Source organism: uncultured Jatrophihabitans sp., from assembly GCF_964251945.1.
Classification (GTDB): Bacteria; Actinomycetota; Actinomycetes; order Mycobacteriales; family Jatrophihabitantaceae; genus Jatrophihabitans.
This window is the reverse complement of sequence record NZ_CAXULP010000009.1, coordinates 65226-80634: the sequence shown is the minus strand read 5'-3', so window position 1 is coordinate 80634 and position 15409 is coordinate 65226. Positions and strand designations below refer to the sequence as shown.

Annotated in this window: 15 protein-coding genes; 9 read left to right on the top strand and 6 right to left on the bottom strand. The window is 72.1% G+C overall.

The window, feature by feature from the left end; all coding sequences use genetic code 11:
* Window positions 1–10: 10 nt before the first annotated feature.
* Both ACFFBG_RS15945 and ACFFBG_RS15940 read right to left on the bottom strand, forming a co-directional pair.
* Window positions 11–838 carry an alpha/beta fold hydrolase gene (locus ACFFBG_RS15945; RefSeq protein WP_375480475.1) on the bottom strand — a complete coding sequence of 276 codons (828 nt, stop codon included), beginning with the start codon at window positions 836–838 and terminating at the stop codon, window positions 11–13.
* A 98-nt stretch (window positions 839–936) separates the two neighbouring features.
* Entirely contained in the window at window positions 937–3378 is a 2442-nt protein-coding gene (locus ACFFBG_RS15940) for a LamG-like jellyroll fold domain-containing protein (RefSeq protein ID WP_375480473.1), read from the bottom strand.
* Between the two features lie 266 nt (window positions 3379–3644).
* On the opposite strand from ACFFBG_RS15940, the gene ACFFBG_RS15935 reads away from it, so the two are divergent.
* Complete coding sequence (locus tag ACFFBG_RS15935; RefSeq protein WP_375480471.1) at window positions 3645–4277, top strand: GNAT family N-acetyltransferase; 633 nt, start codon at window positions 3645–3647, stop codon at window positions 4275–4277.
* A 141-nt stretch (window positions 4278–4418) separates the two neighbouring features.
* Here the strand turns inward: ACFFBG_RS15935 and ACFFBG_RS15930 are convergent, their stop codons facing one another.
* A complete protein-coding gene (locus tag ACFFBG_RS15930; protein WP_375480469.1) occupies window positions 4419–5246 on the bottom strand; it encodes a class I SAM-dependent methyltransferase in 828 nt (275 codons plus the stop codon).
* Window positions 5247–5272: 26 nt separating this feature from the next.
* Here ACFFBG_RS15930 and ACFFBG_RS15925 point away from each other — a divergent pair, with 26 nt between their 5' ends.
* Entirely contained in the window at window positions 5273–6340 is a 1068-nt protein-coding gene (locus ACFFBG_RS15925; protein WP_375480467.1) for a UDP-N-acetylmuramate dehydrogenase, read from the top strand.
* 79 nt (window positions 6341–6419) lie between these two features.
* Here ACFFBG_RS15925 and ACFFBG_RS15920 read toward each other — a convergent pair whose 3' ends face one another.
* Window positions 6420–7166: an SDR family NAD(P)-dependent oxidoreductase gene (locus ACFFBG_RS15920; protein WP_375480465.1), complete on the bottom strand. Its 747-nt coding sequence runs from the start codon at window positions 7164–7166 to the stop codon at window positions 6420–6422.
* Between the two features lie 150 nt (window positions 7167–7316).
* On the opposite strand from ACFFBG_RS15920, the gene mshA reads away from it, so the two are divergent.
* From mshA to ACFFBG_RS15905, 3 genes are read left to right on the top strand one after another with little or no spacing between them, the layout of a single operon-like run.
* On the top strand, window positions 7317–8627 hold the full coding sequence (mshA, locus tag ACFFBG_RS15915) for a D-inositol-3-phosphate glycosyltransferase (RefSeq protein ID WP_375480551.1): 1311 nt from the start codon (window positions 7317–7319) through the stop codon (window positions 8625–8627).
* 22 nt (window positions 8628–8649) lie between these two features.
* Complete coding sequence (locus ACFFBG_RS15910; RefSeq protein WP_375480463.1) at window positions 8650–9207, top strand: YbjN domain-containing protein; 558 nt, start codon at window positions 8650–8652, stop codon at window positions 9205–9207.
* Between the two features lie 26 nt (window positions 9208–9233).
* On the top strand, window positions 9234–9977 hold the full coding sequence (locus ACFFBG_RS15905) for a phosphoglyceromutase (protein WP_375480461.1): 744 nt from the start codon (window positions 9234–9236) through the stop codon (window positions 9975–9977).
* 9 nt (window positions 9978–9986) lie between these two features.
* Here the strand turns inward: ACFFBG_RS15905 and phoU are convergent, their stop codons facing one another.
* A complete protein-coding gene (phoU, locus tag ACFFBG_RS15900) occupies window positions 9987–10658 on the bottom strand; it encodes a phosphate signaling complex protein PhoU (protein ID WP_375480459.1) in 672 nt (223 codons plus the stop codon).
* Window positions 10659–10802: 144 nt separating this feature from the next.
* Between phoU and ACFFBG_RS15895 the strand changes: the two genes are divergently transcribed.
* Both ACFFBG_RS15895 and ACFFBG_RS15890 read left to right on the top strand, forming a co-directional pair.
* Window positions 10803–12068: a sensor histidine kinase gene (locus ACFFBG_RS15895; RefSeq protein WP_375480457.1), complete on the top strand. Its 1266-nt coding sequence runs from the start codon at window positions 10803–10805 to the stop codon at window positions 12066–12068.
* Window positions 12069–12087: 19 nt separating this feature from the next.
* On the top strand, window positions 12088–12768 hold the full coding sequence (locus ACFFBG_RS15890) for a response regulator (RefSeq protein ID WP_375480455.1): 681 nt from the start codon (window positions 12088–12090) through the stop codon (window positions 12766–12768).
* Here the strand turns inward: ACFFBG_RS15890 and ACFFBG_RS15885 are convergent.
* Window positions 12765–13559: a hypothetical protein gene (locus ACFFBG_RS15885; RefSeq protein WP_375480453.1), complete on the bottom strand. Its 795-nt coding sequence runs from the start codon at window positions 13557–13559 to the stop codon at window positions 12765–12767. The two genes, ACFFBG_RS15890 and ACFFBG_RS15885, sit on opposite strands and share 4 nt — an antisense overlap.
* A 34-nt stretch (window positions 13560–13593) precedes the next feature.
* Between ACFFBG_RS15885 and ACFFBG_RS15880 the strand changes: the two genes are divergently transcribed.
* Window positions 13594–14526 (top strand): hypothetical protein, encoded by a 933-nt coding sequence (locus tag ACFFBG_RS15880; RefSeq protein WP_375480451.1) that lies wholly within the window; start codon window positions 13594–13596, stop codon window positions 14524–14526.
* 29 nt (window positions 14527–14555) lie between these two features.
* A complete protein-coding gene (locus ACFFBG_RS15875) occupies window positions 14556–15404 on the top strand; it encodes a sugar phosphate isomerase/epimerase family protein (RefSeq protein ID WP_375480449.1) in 849 nt (282 codons plus the stop codon).
* Window positions 15405–15409: the final 5 nt, after the last annotated feature.

Genomic DNA, 15409 nt, shown 5'->3' with positions numbered 1-15409 from the left:
GCGCGGGACGTCATGGATGCGCGGCGAGGTGTTCCACGATCATTCCGGCGAGCACGTCCGGCTTCTCCTCTGGGATCCAGTGGCTGACGCCGGCGAGTTCCTCGAAGCGGTAGGGGCCGGTGACGTAGTTGACCGTCGCCTCGGCGCCCGCTCGGGTCAGCGCGACGTCGCCGTCGCTCCAGACGTACAGCGTCGGCACCGTGACGCGGTGGCCGTACGCCCCGGAGTCCTTGCGCGAGAACGGCAGCGCTCGATACCAGTTGATCGCCGCCGTCAGGCCGTCGCGACCAAGCGGGTCCAGATAGAACCTGATCTGCTCCGGCGAGAGCCCGCTGCCGCCGAGGAAACGGGCGCCGAACCTGCCTGGCAGCAGCGCCTCCGGCACAAACGGCGCCTGGAAGGCAAGCATGTACCAGGACTTGAGTGCCTGGCCGCGGCGCATCGCGGACAAGAACGCGACCGGGTGCGGCACGCTGACCGCCGTCAGGCTGCGCAGCCGCTCCGGCGCGCTGGACGCGATCGACCACGCCACCTGCGCGCCCCAGTCGTGGCCGACCAGGTGGGCTCGCTCGGCGCCGGCGGCGTCGAGCAGGGCCAGCACATCGTCCACGAGCTCCTTCGTGACATACGCCCGCCGCCCGAGCGGCCGCGCCGCGGGGGAGTACCCGCGCTGGTCAGGCGCCAGCACCCGGTAACCGGCGCCGGTAAGCGCTGGGATCACCTTGTCCCAGCTGTGCCGGTTCTGCGGAAAGCCGTGCAGCAGCACTATGAGGTCGCCGTCTGGCGGTCCGGCGTCGGTGAGGTCGAAGACGAGGTCGCCGCGGGCGTAGGTCTGCACCCGCTCATCTCACCGCATCCGCGACGTGGCCGCGACCCGTCCGCCCTTCCCTGCCAACCGCAAAGGGCAGGCAAGCTTGGACCGATCGGCGCCCTGGGTCAGCCAGCCGCCGCGTAGTGCGCGGCGACCGTTGCCGCCGACAGCTGGGTCGGGTACACGGCGGCGTCGGCCACCGAACCGGCCAGGTAGTTGTTGCTCGGCGCGGAGGGCCAGTTCCGCAGGCTGTCGCCGCCGACTCGCCAGTGGCCCGGGAAGATGATGTCGTCGGTCATCGACGCCGTCGATTTCACCAGCGCGCCGTCGACGTAGACGGCCGCGCCGGCCGAGCCGAACGTGGCTGTGGCCAGGTGCCACGCGCCGTCGTTGTACCCCGCGCCGCCACCGATCGTCTGGACGGCGGTGTTGTTCTGCACGCCGAAGTGGATGCCGCCGGTGTCGTCGAGGTAGATCGCCCGGTCGATCGCCGCGCTGTCCGCCGACGGATAGAGGCCGTCGTCGATCAGCGCGCCGCCCTTGCCGGCGGACGCCTTGAACCAGACCTCGAGGGAGAACGCCGGCAGGCTGGCCGGCGCCGCGGTGGCGACCGTCCCCACCGTGTCGTTCGGCACGGGCTGCGGCGGCGGCTTGCCGGTCTGCTGCGGCGGCGTCGTCTCGCCGCCGGCGAGGGCGGTCGCCCCGCCGCCGGCCGGGCCGCCGCTGGCGGATCGGGTGTATCCGCCGGTTAGCGCCAGATCGGCGTAGCCGGTGTGGTCGAACGACGTCGCGCCGGACGCCTCGCCCAGCGGCCAGAAGTCCGTCGCGCCGTCCGCCGCCACCCGCGCGGCGTAGGTGCCCGGCGTCGCGGAACCGATGACCACCGACGTCGTGCCGCTCGTCAGCGCGTTGCCGCGCGGATCGGTGACCACGACCTTGTACGTGTGCGTCGAGCCCGCGGTCAGCCCCTTGTCGAGGTAGCCGAGCGCCGGCCGGTTCCAGAAGGTGGAATCGAGGGTCTGGGTGGAGATCGGCGTGGTGCTGGAGTCCCGGTACAGCTTGTAGGTGAGCGCGGTGTTGTCCTCGTCCCACGTCGCCTGCCACGCGATCCGCGCGGTGCCCGAGCGCTGGGACACCACGACGGGCGTGAGCGACGTCGCCTTGGTCGGGCCCACCTTGTTGGGCGCCTTGCTCGGTACTGCGAAGCGCACCAGGCCTTGCTGCGCGGCGCCGTTCACTGTCGGGAACTCGCCGCCGACGACGAGGTAGGTCGAGTTGCCGGTCACCGTCCACGCGGCCTGGTACTGGCCGGTGTAGGTGCCCTCGGTCAGCGTCGGGTACCAGTCGAGCTGGGTGCTCGTCGGCTGGCCGGAGAAGTCGTGGTAGGTCGGGCCGGGGGCACCGCCGGGGTAGAGCGGCTTGCGGTCGACGCCCCCGTTCGGCGTCGTCATTTCCGCGGCGAGGAAGTGGTGCGTCGACGCCGTCGGGCTCGGGTTGTCCTGCGAGAACGCGCCGATGTCCGAGCAGTCGTGCTCGTGGCCGGCGCTGTAGAGGACCGTGCCGATCGCCGCGACGCTGTAGGAGTCGCCATGACAGTTGTTCAGCCAGGAGATGGCGCCGCTCGACGGGGTTGCCGCGAAGCGGCCCTCGAAATTGCCGCCGGTCGTGTAGAAGTAGCCGGTGCCGTAGACCTTGGACGCGTCGCTGGTCAGCGAGTAGATCGCCGCGCTCGAGCCGCTGTCCTGGATGACGCTGTTGGCCGCCCACGGCTCGCTGGCGCCGGATGTCGCGTCTACCGAGCCCATCCCGATCGCAGCCTTACCGGCCATCGTCGTGAAGTATCCGCCGGCGACGAGGCGGCCGCTGCCCGCTGGCAGCGTCAACGCTTGGACGGTCGCGTTCACGCCGGGGTTCCACGCCGTCACGGCGCCGGTCGTCCGGTTGAGGGCGGCAAGGCGGCTGCGGGCGACGCCGCTGACAGCGGTGAACGCGCCGCCGGCGTACAAGGTGCTGCTCGAGACCGCGAGTGCGCGGACGGTGTTGTTGAAGGTCGGCTTGAAGCCGGTCACCAGTGCGCCGCTGGACGTGGTGAAAGCCGCGAGGTACGGATGCGACGCGCCGTCCACCGTGGTGAAGGCGCCGCCGACGTAGATCATCGAGCCGTCGGGCGACGCGGCGATCGAGTAGCCGGTGGCGGTGAGCGTGTGGTTGAACGTGCTGATCAGCGCGCCGGTGGTGAGGTTGTACGCCAGCAGGTTCGAGCGGGCGACCGTGCCGGCGCCGCCGACCTTGACGCCAGCCGGGCGGGCCTGGGAGAAGCTGCCCGTCACGTAGACGGTGTTGCCGACGACGACCTGCGCCCAGGCGACGCCGTTGATCTGCGCGGTGGGCAGCCCGTCCGCGCTGACGGTGGTCGGCAGCCCGCTCGCCGGGTTGGTGTCGGCGCCGGCCGGGCGGCCCGCGGCGGCGAGTCCGGCGACCGCGACGAGCATGGTGATCACCGCGAGCACCGCCGCGACAGCCGCGCTCAGGCGGCGAAAAGTGCCAGTGCGCAGCGCACTGTGCATGAGACGTCCCCCATTGCCGCGCCCAGCGGGCGCGATCCCCAGCGCCGTTCGACGCTCGCTCGAAGTTAAGTGTGCGCTAAGTATGTGTCAAGTGGCCGTCCGTCCCGAAGGGTCATGACCTGATTCACACCAGGTTCTGTCGCGACGAGTTGGGCGTGTCACTGGCCACCGAGCAGCGCAGCGTCTGACAATGCGGAAGAGTGATGTCGCACTTTCGTCGAGCGCAGGACATATTCGTGAAACGCGGCAATGCGAGCGTCCGTGCCATGAGAAGCACCTCGACCACCTGCATGCGGCCGCTCAGCACCGTCACCGATCCCGGTGAGCCCCTGCGCACGCAGCACGACGAGCTCAGCGATCTGGTGGCGACCCCCTGGACGTTGCGCGTCGGCAAGACCCCGATGATCGTCCGGCCCAGTTCGGCGCGAGACCTCGCCGCGGTGGCGCAGATGCACAGCCGGTGCACCCCGCGATCGTTGCTGGACCGCTACCGGGCTGGCGGCCGGCCGCCAGCCGTCGCGGCGTTGGACCACAGCCTGCGCGCGCCGTTCAGCGTCGTGGTGGCATGCCCGGACGGCAGCGTGGTCGCGCACGGCACTCTCACCCGCGACCGCGCGCACAACCACCTGTGCGCGACCATCGGCCTGCTCGTGCAGGACGGCTGGCAGCGACTGGGCATTGGCAGCGAGTTGGTGGCGCACCTCGCCGGCGTCGCGCAGGTGGTTGGCTACCACGAGCTGATCGCCTACCCGGCGACCGCCGTCAGCGCCGCGCAGCGGCTGATGATCGAGGTCGGCCGCACCCGGATGGTGCCGGACACCGATCTGCACCTGCACACCTACCTGCCCGAGTCCGCCACCCTCGGCCTCGGCTCGGTCCGCCAGCGCCTCGCCGGCTGAGCCGCGAGGGCGCGGGGCCCACCCGTTCCCTTCTCCTGGTTTCGTGATGCTCGAAATCCGGCCCCAAACGGACCGCACGGAACTACGAGAAGCGGAGCTGACGGCGGTCGGCGGTCGGCGGTCGGCGGCCGCGGCGCAGGTTCAGGTCGCGGGCGCGACGAGGTGCCATGGCACGGTGAGTTCGCCGGCCCGCGCCCTGCTCGCGTCCACCGGCCAGCCGTCCGCGGCCAGCGCGGCGCACGCCGCGGACCAACGCTGCCGCGCGCCGAAGGCCGACGTCGGCGCGGTTGCGGCCCAGGCGGCGTCGAACGCGGCCAGCAGCGCATGCACCCGCTCGCCCGGCACGTTGCGGTGGATCAAGGATTTCGGCAGCCGCTCGGCCAACTGGCCCGGCCGTCCGAGTGTGCTCACCCGGCACGCGAACGTCAGCGAGACCGGTCCGTCGGCGTCGAGCAACACCCAGCAGGCGACGCGGCCGAGCTCGTCGCAGGTGCCTTCCACGAGCTGGCCGCCCGGGGCGAGTCCCGCGCGCAGCCGGGTCCACGCCTGCGCCGCCGCTGACTCGTCGTACTGACGCAGCACGTTGGCCGCCCGGACGATTGCCGGCCGCAAGCCGGCAAGTTCGAAGCCACCGCGGGCGAACGCGAGTCGCGGCGGGTCGGCGGCCGGTTGCGCGTCGACGACCCGCTGCGGGTCCAGCTCGAGGCCGAGCACGCGCACGTCCGGCCGGATCCGGGCGAGACGGCCGGCCAGCTCGACGGTGGTGACCGGCGTCCTGCCGTAACCCAAGTCGATCACCAGCGGGTCCGGCGCGGCGCGCAACGCGCCGCCGAGCCGCGCGAGGATCCAGTTGTCCATCCGGCGCAGGCGGTTCGGGTTCGTGGTGCCGCGGGTCGGCAGTCCCAGCGCCCGCGCGCGGCCGGCCGCCAACCGCGGATTCGTCCGACGCGGCGGCGTGGGTGTGGCCACGACGCGCCAGGGTAGCGTCCGTGGCCGTGTCCGAGCCGGTGGTCCAGCCGCTCGGCGAGCCGCTGTCCCAGCCGCTCGCCGAGTTGACGACGCTGCGGCTTGGCGGCCCGGCGGCGCGGGTCGTGACGGCGCCCGACACCGAGTCCCTCGTGCGACTGGTGCGTGCTGCCGACGCCGCGGGCGAGCCGGTCCTCGTGGTCGGCGGCGGCAGCAACCTGGTGGTCGCCGACGAGGGCTGGCCGGGTGTGGTGGTCCTCGTGCGCAGCTCGGCGGTCGAGGTCGTCGAGGGCGAAGATCAGGTCGCGGTGCGCGTCGACGCCGGCGTGCAGTGGGATGCCCTGGTCGCCCGGTCGGTCGACGCCGGCTGGTCCGGCCTGGCCGCGATGTCCGGCATCCCAGGGCTGACCGGAGCGACGCCGGTGCAGAACGTCGGCGCGTACGGCAGCGAGGTCGCCGACGTGATCACCGGCCTGCAGGTGCTGGATCGGCACTCCGGCTCAGTGGAAGACTGGAGCCCGGAGCGAGGTGGATTCGGCTTTCGCACCAGCGCTTTCAAGCACACCGACCGGTACGTCGTGCTGAGCGTGACGTTCGAGCTGCGGCGCTCACCGGATGCCCCGCCGGTGCGCTACCTGGAGCTGGCTAGCCGGCTCGGCGTCGAGCCAGGCCGGAGCGCGCGGTCGACGCAGGTGCGCGAGGTCGTGCTCGCGCTGCGCCGCAGCAAGGGCATGGTGCTCGACGCCGCGGACCCGGACACGTGGAGCGTCGGGTCGTTCTTCGTCAACCCGTTCGTCGAGCCCGACGACATCCCGCCCGGCTGCCCCCACTGGTCCGTCGACGACGGCACGGCCGGGCAGGTCAAGCTCTCCGCGGCCTGGCTGATCGAGCACGCCGGCTTCGGCCGGGGCTTCGGGCTGGATCAGGGGCGCGGGGCGGTCGCGGTGTCGACGAAGCACTCCCTCGCGCTGACCAATCGCGGCGACGCCACGACGGCCGAGTTGCTGGACCTCGCGCAGGTCATCCGCGACGGCGTCGAGCGCCGCTTCGGAGTCCGGCTGCGCCCCGAGGCGCGCCTCGTCGGCGTCGAACTCTGAAAACCCGTCCCGATGGGGATGATCTCGGCCGGAGCATGCGAAAGCGCACGGCGCTGCCGAGATCACGACGGGTGGCCGATCAGCGGCGGTCGATCTTGTGCGGCGCGGCCTGCGCCAGCGGCTTGACCACCAGCAGGTCGATGTTGACGTGCGCCGGCCGGGTCGCCGCGAAGGCGACGCAGTCCGCGATGTCGTCCGCGGTCAGCGGCTCGGCGACGCCTGCGTACACGCGGTCGGCGGCGGTCTTGTCACCGCCCAGCCGGACGAGGGAGAACTCCTCGGTGCGCACCATCCCGGGCGCGATCTCGGTGACCCGCACCGGGCGGCCGTTGAGCTCGAGCCGAAGTGTCTGCACCACCGCCGACGCCGCGTGCTTGGCCGCGGTGTAACCGCCGCCGCCCTCGTAGACGACATGGCCGGCGATCGAGCCGGTGACCAGCACATGGCCGCCCGCGCCGCGCTCGAGCGCCGGCAGCAACGCCTGCGTCACCCGCAGGACGCCGAGCACGTTCGTCTCGTACATCCGCTGCCAGTCCGCCGGATCCGCCGACTCGACCGGATCGACGCCGAGCGCCCCGCCGGCGTTGTTCACCAGAACCGCGACGTCCTGCTCGCCGAATTCGGCGCCGAACGCGGCCACCGACTCCGCCGATGTCACGTCCAACGCGAACGGCCGGATGCCCGGCGTCCCGGCGGCGAGCTGCTCCAGGCGCTCCACCCGCCGGGCGGCGGCGATGACGTCGTAGCCCTCGGCGGCGAGCCGCCGCGCGGTGGCCGCGCCGATTCCGCTGCTCGCACCGGTGATCACTGCCGTTCCGCGTCCCATGCCTCGATTCTGCTGTGTCGGGGGAGGCGGGCGACAGCGCGGGTGGGCATGAAACCCTGAACCGAGACGTTTCGGCCTTGGGCAGCCTCGATGAGGACGTCGGGAGGATCGATAGTGCGGTCGGGCGAGCGAGCGGTGCGCCGAGTGGCGATGCTGAGCGTCCACACGTCGCCGCTGGACGCGCCCGGCGGCGGGGACGCCGGCGGCATGAACGTCTACATCGTTGAGACCGCCAAGCGGTTCGCGGCCCGTGGCGTCGAGGTCGAGATCTTCACCCGGGCGACCGCCGGAGACCAGCCGCCGATCGTGCGGCTCTGTCCTGGGGTGTCGGTCCGGCACGTCCTCGCCGGACCGTTCGAGGGTTTGGCCAAGGACGACCTGCCGGCGCAGCTGTGCGCCTTTGCCGCGGGTGTCCTGCGCGCCGAGACCATGCAGGCGCCCGGCTGGTACGACCTCGTCCACTCGCACTACTGGCTCTCCGGCCAGGTCGGCTGGCTCGCCCGCGAACGGTGGGGCGTGCCGCTGGTGCACTCGGCCCACACCCTCGCCAAGGTCAAGAACGCGCTGCTTGCCGACGGCGACGCCCCGGAGCCCCGCGCCCGGGTGCTCGGCGAGCAGCAGGTCGTCGCGGAGGCCGACCGGCTCGTCGCCTCTACCCGCGACGAGGCCCGCCAGCTCGTCCAGCTCTACGGCGCCGACCCGGCGCGGGTGGTCACCGTCGCTCCCGGGGTCGACCTCGACACCTTTCGCCCGGGGGAGCGGTCCGCGGCGCGCGCCGCGCTCGGCCTGCGACCCGACGCCGTGCAGTTGCTGTTCGTCGGACGCCTTCAGCCGCTCAAGGGCCCGGACGTGCTGCTCCGCGCGGCCGCGCTGCTCGAGCGAGCGCCCGCGCTCGCCGGCCGGTTGCAGGTGGTGGTGCTGGGCGCGCCCAGCGGCTCCGGCCTCGCACATCCGGATCAGCTCGCGAAATTGCGCGCCGAGCTGGGGCTGGGCGGGGTCGTCGTGTTCCGTCCGCCCGCGCCGCGCGAAGTCGTCGCCGACTACTACCGCGCCGCCGACCTGACCGTCGTGCCGAGCTACAACGAGTCCTTCGGCCTGGTCGCGCTGGAGTCGCAGGCCTGTGGAACGCCGGTCGCCGCAGCCGCCGTCGGCGGCCTGCCGACGGCTGTCGCCGACGGCGTGTCCGGCGTCCTCGTGGACGGCCACGACCCCGCGCAGTGGGCCGAGGCGCTGGCCGGCGTGCTCGGCGCCCCCGACGTGCTGGCCCGCCTGGCCGCCGGCGCGCGTCGACACGCCAGCCGGTTCAGCTGGGACGAGACGGCCGACGCCCTGCTGGCCACCTACGCCGAGGCCGCCGCCGGACGCCGGGCCGGAGTTCAGGCCGGACTTCCACCCGGACCTCGTGCCGGTCGGCGGGCCGCTCGGCTGGCGCTGGACCCGGCGGGCGGCCCGGCCCGATGAGCGTCGCCGGCGGCGCGGCGCGATGAGCGGAAGCAACGCGCAGCAAGCGGCGGTCGCCGCGGTGATCGAGAGCGCGGTCGGCGAGCTCGACCTCGAATGGCAACGGCTCGACGACACCACCTTCGCCGTCGCGCTGCCCGGCGAGAAACGGCTCAAGACGGCGTGCCTGCTCACGATCGGCGCCCACGCGCTGAACATCGAGGCCTTCGTGCTGCGCGCGCCGGAGGAGCAGCGCGAGCAGGTCTACGCCTGGCTGCTGCAACGCAACACGCGGATGTACGCGGTGTCCTGGGCGATCGACCGCGTCGGCGACATCTACTTGACCGGCCGGATGCCGCTCGCCGCGGTGAGCGCCGAGGAGCTCGACCGAATCCTGGGCAGCGTCCTCGAGTACGCGGACGGCGCGTTCAACGTGCTGCTGGAGATCGGCTTCGGATCCTCGATCCGGCGCGAGTGGGCCTGGCGGGTGAAGAACGACCAGCCGTTGGCGAACCTCGCGGCGTTCGCCCACTTCGCCCAGCGACCAGTCGACCAGCGACCAGTCGACCAGCGACCAGTCGACCAGCTCCCGGTCGACTAGACCCGCTCTTTGGCAGGATGAGCGGCATGGCACAGCTCGTCCTGCTCCGCCACGGCGAGAGCGAGTGGAACCAGAAGAACCTGTTCACCGGCTGGGTGGACGTCGACCTGACGGCGGCCGGCGAGGCCGAGGGCCGGCGCGGCGGCGAGCTGCTGGCCGAGCACGACCTGCTGCCCGCGGTGGTGCACACGTCCTTGCTGCGCCGCGCGATCCGCACCGCGCAGATCGCGCTCGACGCCGCCGACCGGCACTGGATCCCGGTGCGCCGCACGTGGCGGCTCAACGAACGGCATTACGGCGCGCTGCAGGGCAAGGACAAAGCGGAGGTGCGCGCGGAGTTCGGCGACGAGCAGTTCATGCTCTGGCGGCGGTCCTACGACGTGCCCCCGCCGCCGCTGGCCGACGACGACCGGCACAGCCAGGTCTTCGACGTCCGCTACGCCGACCTGTTGGAGACGCTGCCGCGCACCGAATGCCTCGCCGACGTCGTCGGCCGGATGCTGCCCTACTGGTACGACGCGATCGTGCCCGATCTACGTGGCGAGCCGGTGGTGCTCGTGGCCGCGCATGGCAACTCGCTGCGCGCGCTGATCAAGCACCTCGACGGGCTTTCCGACGACGAGGTGGTGTCGCTGAACGTGCCGACCGGCATCCCGTTGCACTACGAGCTCGACGACGCCACCCTCCGGCCAGTCGGCCCCGGGCGCTACCTGGATCCCGCGGCCGCCGAGGAGGCGATCGCCGCAGTCGCGAACCAGGGCAAGAGGTAGCGTCGGCGATCAGCGCTGCGGCATGGCGCCGTTGGCCGGCGCCGGCCGCTCGCCGGTGACGATGAAGATCGTCCGCCGAGCCACCGCGACGGCGTGGTCGGCGTATCGCTCGTAGTAGCGGCCGAGCAGCGTCATGTCGATGGCGGCCTCGGTGCCGTGCGCCCACCGCGGCGAGAGCACCAGCGTAAACAGCTTGCGGCGCAACGCGTCCATCGAGTCGTCCTCGGCCTCGATGGCCTGCGCGAGCGACAGGTCGCGCCCGTCCACGACGTCGCCCACCTTGTGCACGAGCGACTGGGCGACCTCACCCATCTGCGCGATGACGTCGCGCGCCTCTTCCGGCACCGCTGCCTCCGGGAAACGCAGCCGGGCGATCTTGGCGACGTGCAACGCGAGGTCGCCCATCCGCTCGAGATCGGCCACGAGATGCAGCGTCGTGACGAGCACCCGCAGGTCGGTGGCCACCGGCTGCTGGCGGGCGATCATCTGAAACGCGCGGTCCTCGAGGTCGACCCGCAGCCCGTCGACGCGCTCGTCCGAGGCGATGACGCGCTCGGCGCTCACCAAGTCGGCGTCCAGCAGGGCACCGGTCGCCTGCTCGATGGCGACGCCGACGAGCCGGATCATCTCGGCGACGCCAGCGCCGATCTCATCCAGTTCGTCGTGGAAGACGTCACGCATAGTAAGCACCCTCCGTCCGTGGAACAACGAGGCAGTGCTGGCCGCGTTAACTGCGCCGGGCGCCGAGGTGAACAGCACGTGTCGTCGGGGACGGCCGCTGCCTCATCGTCATGGACCAGCCTACTTCAATCGTACGATCGAATCGTGGCGATTGCGGTGACGATCATCGTCGTCGTGGCGCTGGCAGCTGGCGCCACGCTGGGTTTCGTGTCCGCAACCGCCCGCCAGGCGTCCGGGCGAGGCGCCCGACGGCTGCCGAAGGCCGCCACGTCGGCCGCGCCCACCGGCGGCGGCGACCGCGGCTCGTCGGTCGCGTCGCTCGTCGTCGAGGCGCTCGACTCCGGCGTGGTCGTGGTCGACCGGGACGAGCGGGCGATCCTCGTCAACCCGGCGGCGCGGGCGATGGGGATCCTCGACGTCGACACGCTGGCCTTCCCCGGGCTGGTCGCGCTCGCCCGCGGGGTGATCGAGACCGGTGCCACGCGGGCCGCCTCGATCGATCTGCCGATGGGCCGGCTCGGCCGCGAGCCGATCGCGCTTGCGGTGAACGCGGTGCCGTTGCGCGGCCCGGACGACCGGGTGACCGGCGTGTGCCTACTGCTGGCCGACGTCAGCGAGCAGCGGCGGTTGGAGGCGGTCCGGCGCGACTTCGTGGCGAACGTCTCACACGAGCTGAAGACGCCGGTAGGCGCCCTCACGCTGCTGGCCGAGGCGATCCAGGACGCAGCCGAGGAGCCGGCCGCGGTGGCGCGGTTCGCCGGCCGGATCCAGCACGAGGGCAATCGGCTCGCCCGCCTCGTCGGCGAGCTGATGGAGTTGTCGCGCGTGCAGGGGGCCGAGCCGATGCCCGGGGCCGCCGAGGTGGAGGTCGACGTGATCGTCGACGAGGCGATCGAGCGCACCCGGCTCGCCGCGGAGCAGGCGTCGATCACGGTGTCCGCGACCTGCACGCCGGGTCTGCGGGTGCGCGGCAACGCGGCGCAACTCGCCACGGCGCTGGCCAACCTCGTCGACAACGCCGTCGCCTACAGCGGCAGCTGGACCCGGGTCGCCGTGACCGCGCGCGACTCGATCGACGAGGAGGGCCGGCCGACGGTGGACATCGCCGTCACCGACCAGGGCATCGGCATCGCGGAAGCCGAACGGGACCGGATCTTCGAGCGGTTTTACCGGGCCGACCCGGCCCGCTCGCGGGCCACCGGCGGCACCGGCCTTGGCCTTGCGATCGTCAAGAACATCGTCACGAACCACCTCGGCGAGATCTCGGTCTGGAGCGTGAGCGGATCCGGGTCGACATTCACCATCCGGCTACCGCGTGTTCATCCCGGTGGGCCATCGTCGGCGCCGGTGGAGAGTATCCGCGAGACACTGCCTGCCGGGCAGCCCACAGCGAGAGGAAGCCGACCGTGAAGTCGATGCAGGTGCTCGCGTGACGCGGGTGCTCGTTGTGGAGGACGAAGACTCGTTCTCCGACGCGCTGTCCTACATGCTGCGGCGCGAGGGCTACGAGGTGGAGATCGCGGTGACCGGCGTCGAGGCGCTGCAGAGCTTCGACCGCGGCGGGGCCGATCTCGTCCTGCTCGACCTCATGCTGCCCGGGCTGTCCGGCACCGAGGTGTGCCGCGAGCTGCGCGCGCGCTCGAACGTGCCGATCATCATGGTGACCGCGCGCGACTCCGAGGTGGACAAGGTCGTGGGCCTCGAACTCGGCGCCGACGACTACGTGACCAAGCCGTTCAGTTCCCGCGAGCTGGTCGCGCGCATCCGCGCGGTGCTCCGCCGCGGCGCGGAGCCCGAGGAGTTGATGCTCAACGTCGTCGAGGCCGGGCCGGTCCGGATGGACGTCGAGCGGCACGTCGTGAGCGTCGACGGGCATCAGGTCGCGCTGCCGCTGAAGGAGTTCGACCTGCTCGAGCTGCTGCTGCGCAACGCCGGCCGGGTGCTCACCCGCGGCCAGCTGATCGACCGCGTCTGGGGGGCGGACTACGTCGGCGACACCAAGACCTTGGACGTGCACGTCAAACGGCTGCGCGCCAAGATCGAGCCGGACCCGGCCAACCCGAAATACCTGGTGACGGTCCGCGGCCTCGGCTACAAGTTCGAAAGTTAGCGGGTCGCCCGCTTCGCTGCCGCGGTGGCGGGGTGGACGGCGACTAAGCCGAGCTTGAGGCGTTTGGCGCAGAGGGCGGCGAGTTCGGCGTAGGCCTTCGCGCCGATCAGGGCGGTGAGCTCCGGGGCGTACGACACGTACATCGCCTCGCCGCCGACATGCGCCTCGGGCGAGGATGTGCAGTACCAGTCGAGATCGTGGCCGCCCTCGCCCCAGCCACGCCGGTCGAACTCGGCGATGGTCGAGCGCAGGATGCGGGTGCCATCGGGCCGGTCGACCCATTCCTGCTCGCGGCGCACTGGTAGCTGCCAGCACACCTCAGGCTTCGTCTCCAGCGGTTCCATACCCTTGCGTATGGCGTAGCCGTGAAGTGCGCAGCCGATGCCGCCGGGATGGTCGGCGCGGTTGGCGAAGACGCACGCGCCATCAACGACCCGCGTCTTTCGCCGGGTGTCGTCGTCGTCCGCCTTCTGGGTGAACTTCAGCTTGGTCTCGCCGCGCTTGCTCGTCTTGTGGCCGACGTCGTAGAGCTGCCAATCGTCGCGGGTCAGCTTGGCCGCGAATTCCGCGACGCGTTGCTCGTCCTCGTCGTCGGAGAAGTACGCGCCGTGGTTGCAGCAGCCGGTGGCTGCCTGCCCCTCGACGGTGCCGTGGCAACCGCGGCCGAAGATGCAGGTCCAGCGCGAGCACAACCAGGTCAGGTCGGCGCGGATCCAGTGCTCGGCGTCGGCCGGGTCCTCGAACTCGACGTATTCACGCGGGAAGTCGAGCGACACCTCGGAGACCGGCACCCGTGGAGCCTACGAGATCAATAGTCTGGGCGGCATGCGGCTCGGCGTGCTGGACGTGGGGTCGAACACCGTCCACCTGCTGGTGGTCGACGCGCACCGCGGGGCCGAGCCGACGCCCCAGCACTCGTCGAAGATCCAGCTGCGGCTCGCCGAGAACCTCGACCGCAACGGCGATCTCACCAAAGCCGGCGCGGACGCGCTCGTGCACGCCGCGGCCGCCGCGCGCGCGGAGGCCGACGCCATGGGCTGCGCCGAGCTGCTCGCGTTCGCGACCTCGGCCGTGCGCGACGCCGGCAATAGCGCCCGGGTGCTCAGGCGGGTCGCGAGAGAGAGCGGCGTCGAGCTCAGCTCGCTGTCCGGCGAGGACGAGGCGCGCCTGACGTTCCTGGCCGTGCGCCGCTGGTTCGGCTGGAGCGCCGGCAACCTGATCAGCCTCGACATCGGCGGCGGCTCACTCGAGCTCGCGGCCGGGCAGGACGAGGATCCGGAGCTCGCGTTCTCCGTCCCGCTCGGGGCCGGCCGGCTCACCCACGACTGGTTCAGCGCCGACCCGCCGCCCCGCGGCGAACTTGCCGCGCTCCGCGAGCACGTGGAGAAGACCCTGGCCAAGCCCGCGGCGCGGCTGCTGGAGGCCGGTCCGCCCAATCGCGTCGTCGCGACCAGCAAGACGTTTCGCACCCTCGCCCGATTGGCCGGCGCCGCGCCGTCGTCGGAGGGCCCGCGCGCCAGGCGGATGCTCACCCGCACCGGGCTGCGCCAGGTGGGCTCGTTCATCGCGCGGATGGCCTCCGACGACCTCGCCGAGCTGGACGGCGTGAGCGTCGGCCGGGCGCACCAGGTGCTCGCCGGCGCGGTCGTCGCGACGGCCGCGATGGACGCGCTCGACGTCGACGAGCTCGAGCTGTGTCCGTGGGCGCTGCGCGAGGGTGTGATCCTTCGCCGGCTTGACTGGTTGGAAGGCGGCTGAACAGGGTCGACGGACTACCCTCGGCGCCCATGAGTCCGGAAGGCCCGCGGCTGTGGGAGCCGGCTCGGTCGTTGGTGGGTCTGTCGACCGCATCGGTGTATCCGGAGTCCGCCGCCGTCGCCTTCGAGCTCGCCGGCAAGCTCGGCTACGACGGCGTCGAGGTCATGGTGTGGACCGACCCGGTGAGCCAGGACCCGTACGCGCTGCAGCGGCTGTCCCAGCACTACTCCGTGCCGGTGCTCGCGATCCACGCGCCCTGCCTGATCATCACTCAGCGGGTGTGGACCACCGATCCGTGGACCAAGCTGCAGAAGGCGCAGTTCGCCGCCGAGCTGGTCGGGGCGAAGACCGTCGTGGTGCATCCGCCGTTTCGCTGGCAGCGCGACTACGCGCGCGGCTTCCGCGACGGGGTGCGCCGGCTGGCGCAGGAGACCGACGTCCGGTTCGCGGTGGAGAACATGTTCCCGTTGCGGGTGCGCGGCCGGGAGGTGTCGGCCTACCAGCCGAGCTGGGACGTCGCCGCGCAGGAGCCCTACCGCGACTACACCCTGGACCTGTCGCACGCCGCCGTCTCGCAGTCCGACGCCCTGGGCATGCTCGAGGCGATGGGTGACCGGCTGACCCACCTGCACATCGCCGACGGCACCGGCCTGCCGAAGGACGAGCACCTCGTCCCCGGCCGCGGCGGCCAGCCGTGCGCGGCGGTGCTCGAGCGGCTGGCCGCGCGCGACTTCGCCGGGCACGTCATCGTCGAGATCAACACGCGACGGGCCCTCGATCGCGCCGAGCGCGAGGCCGACCTCGCCGAGGCGCTCGCGTTCTGCCGCCTGCACCTCGTCACCCCGCGCCCCACCCCAGGGGTCGCGGACCTAGCCTGAAACGC

What these genes read in the sequence shown, in the direction of transcription:
- ACFFBG_RS15940 (WP_375480473.1), bottom strand. Translation starts at nt 3,378, where the DNA reads ATGCACAGTGCGCTGCGCACTGGCACTTTTCGCCGCCTGAGCGCGGCT.
- ACFFBG_RS15935 (WP_375480471.1), top strand. Translation starts at nt 3,645, where the DNA reads ATGAGAAGCACCTCGACCACCTGCATGCGGCCGCTCAGCACCGTCACC.
- ACFFBG_RS15920 (WP_375480465.1), bottom strand. Translation starts at nt 7,166, where the DNA reads ATGGGACGCGGAACGGCAGTGATCACCGGTGCGAGCAGCGGAATCGGC.
- mshA (WP_375480551.1), top strand. Translation starts at nt 7,317, where the DNA reads ATGCTGAGCGTCCACACGTCGCCGCTGGACGCGCCCGGCGGCGGGGAC.
- ACFFBG_RS15910 (WP_375480463.1), top strand. Translation starts at nt 8,650, where the DNA reads ATGAGCGGAAGCAACGCGCAGCAAGCGGCGGTCGCCGCGGTGATCGAG.
- ACFFBG_RS15905 (WP_375480461.1), top strand. Translation starts at nt 9,234, where the DNA reads ATGGCACAGCTCGTCCTGCTCCGCCACGGCGAGAGCGAGTGGAACCAG.
- phoU (WP_375480459.1), bottom strand. Translation starts at nt 10,658, where the DNA reads ATGCGTGACGTCTTCCACGACGAACTGGATGAGATCGGCGCTGGCGTC.
- ACFFBG_RS15880 (WP_375480451.1), top strand. Translation starts at nt 13,594, where the DNA reads ATGCGGCTCGGCGTGCTGGACGTGGGGTCGAACACCGTCCACCTGCTG.
- ACFFBG_RS15875 (WP_375480449.1), top strand. Translation starts at nt 14,556, where the DNA reads ATGAGTCCGGAAGGCCCGCGGCTGTGGGAGCCGGCTCGGTCGTTGGTG.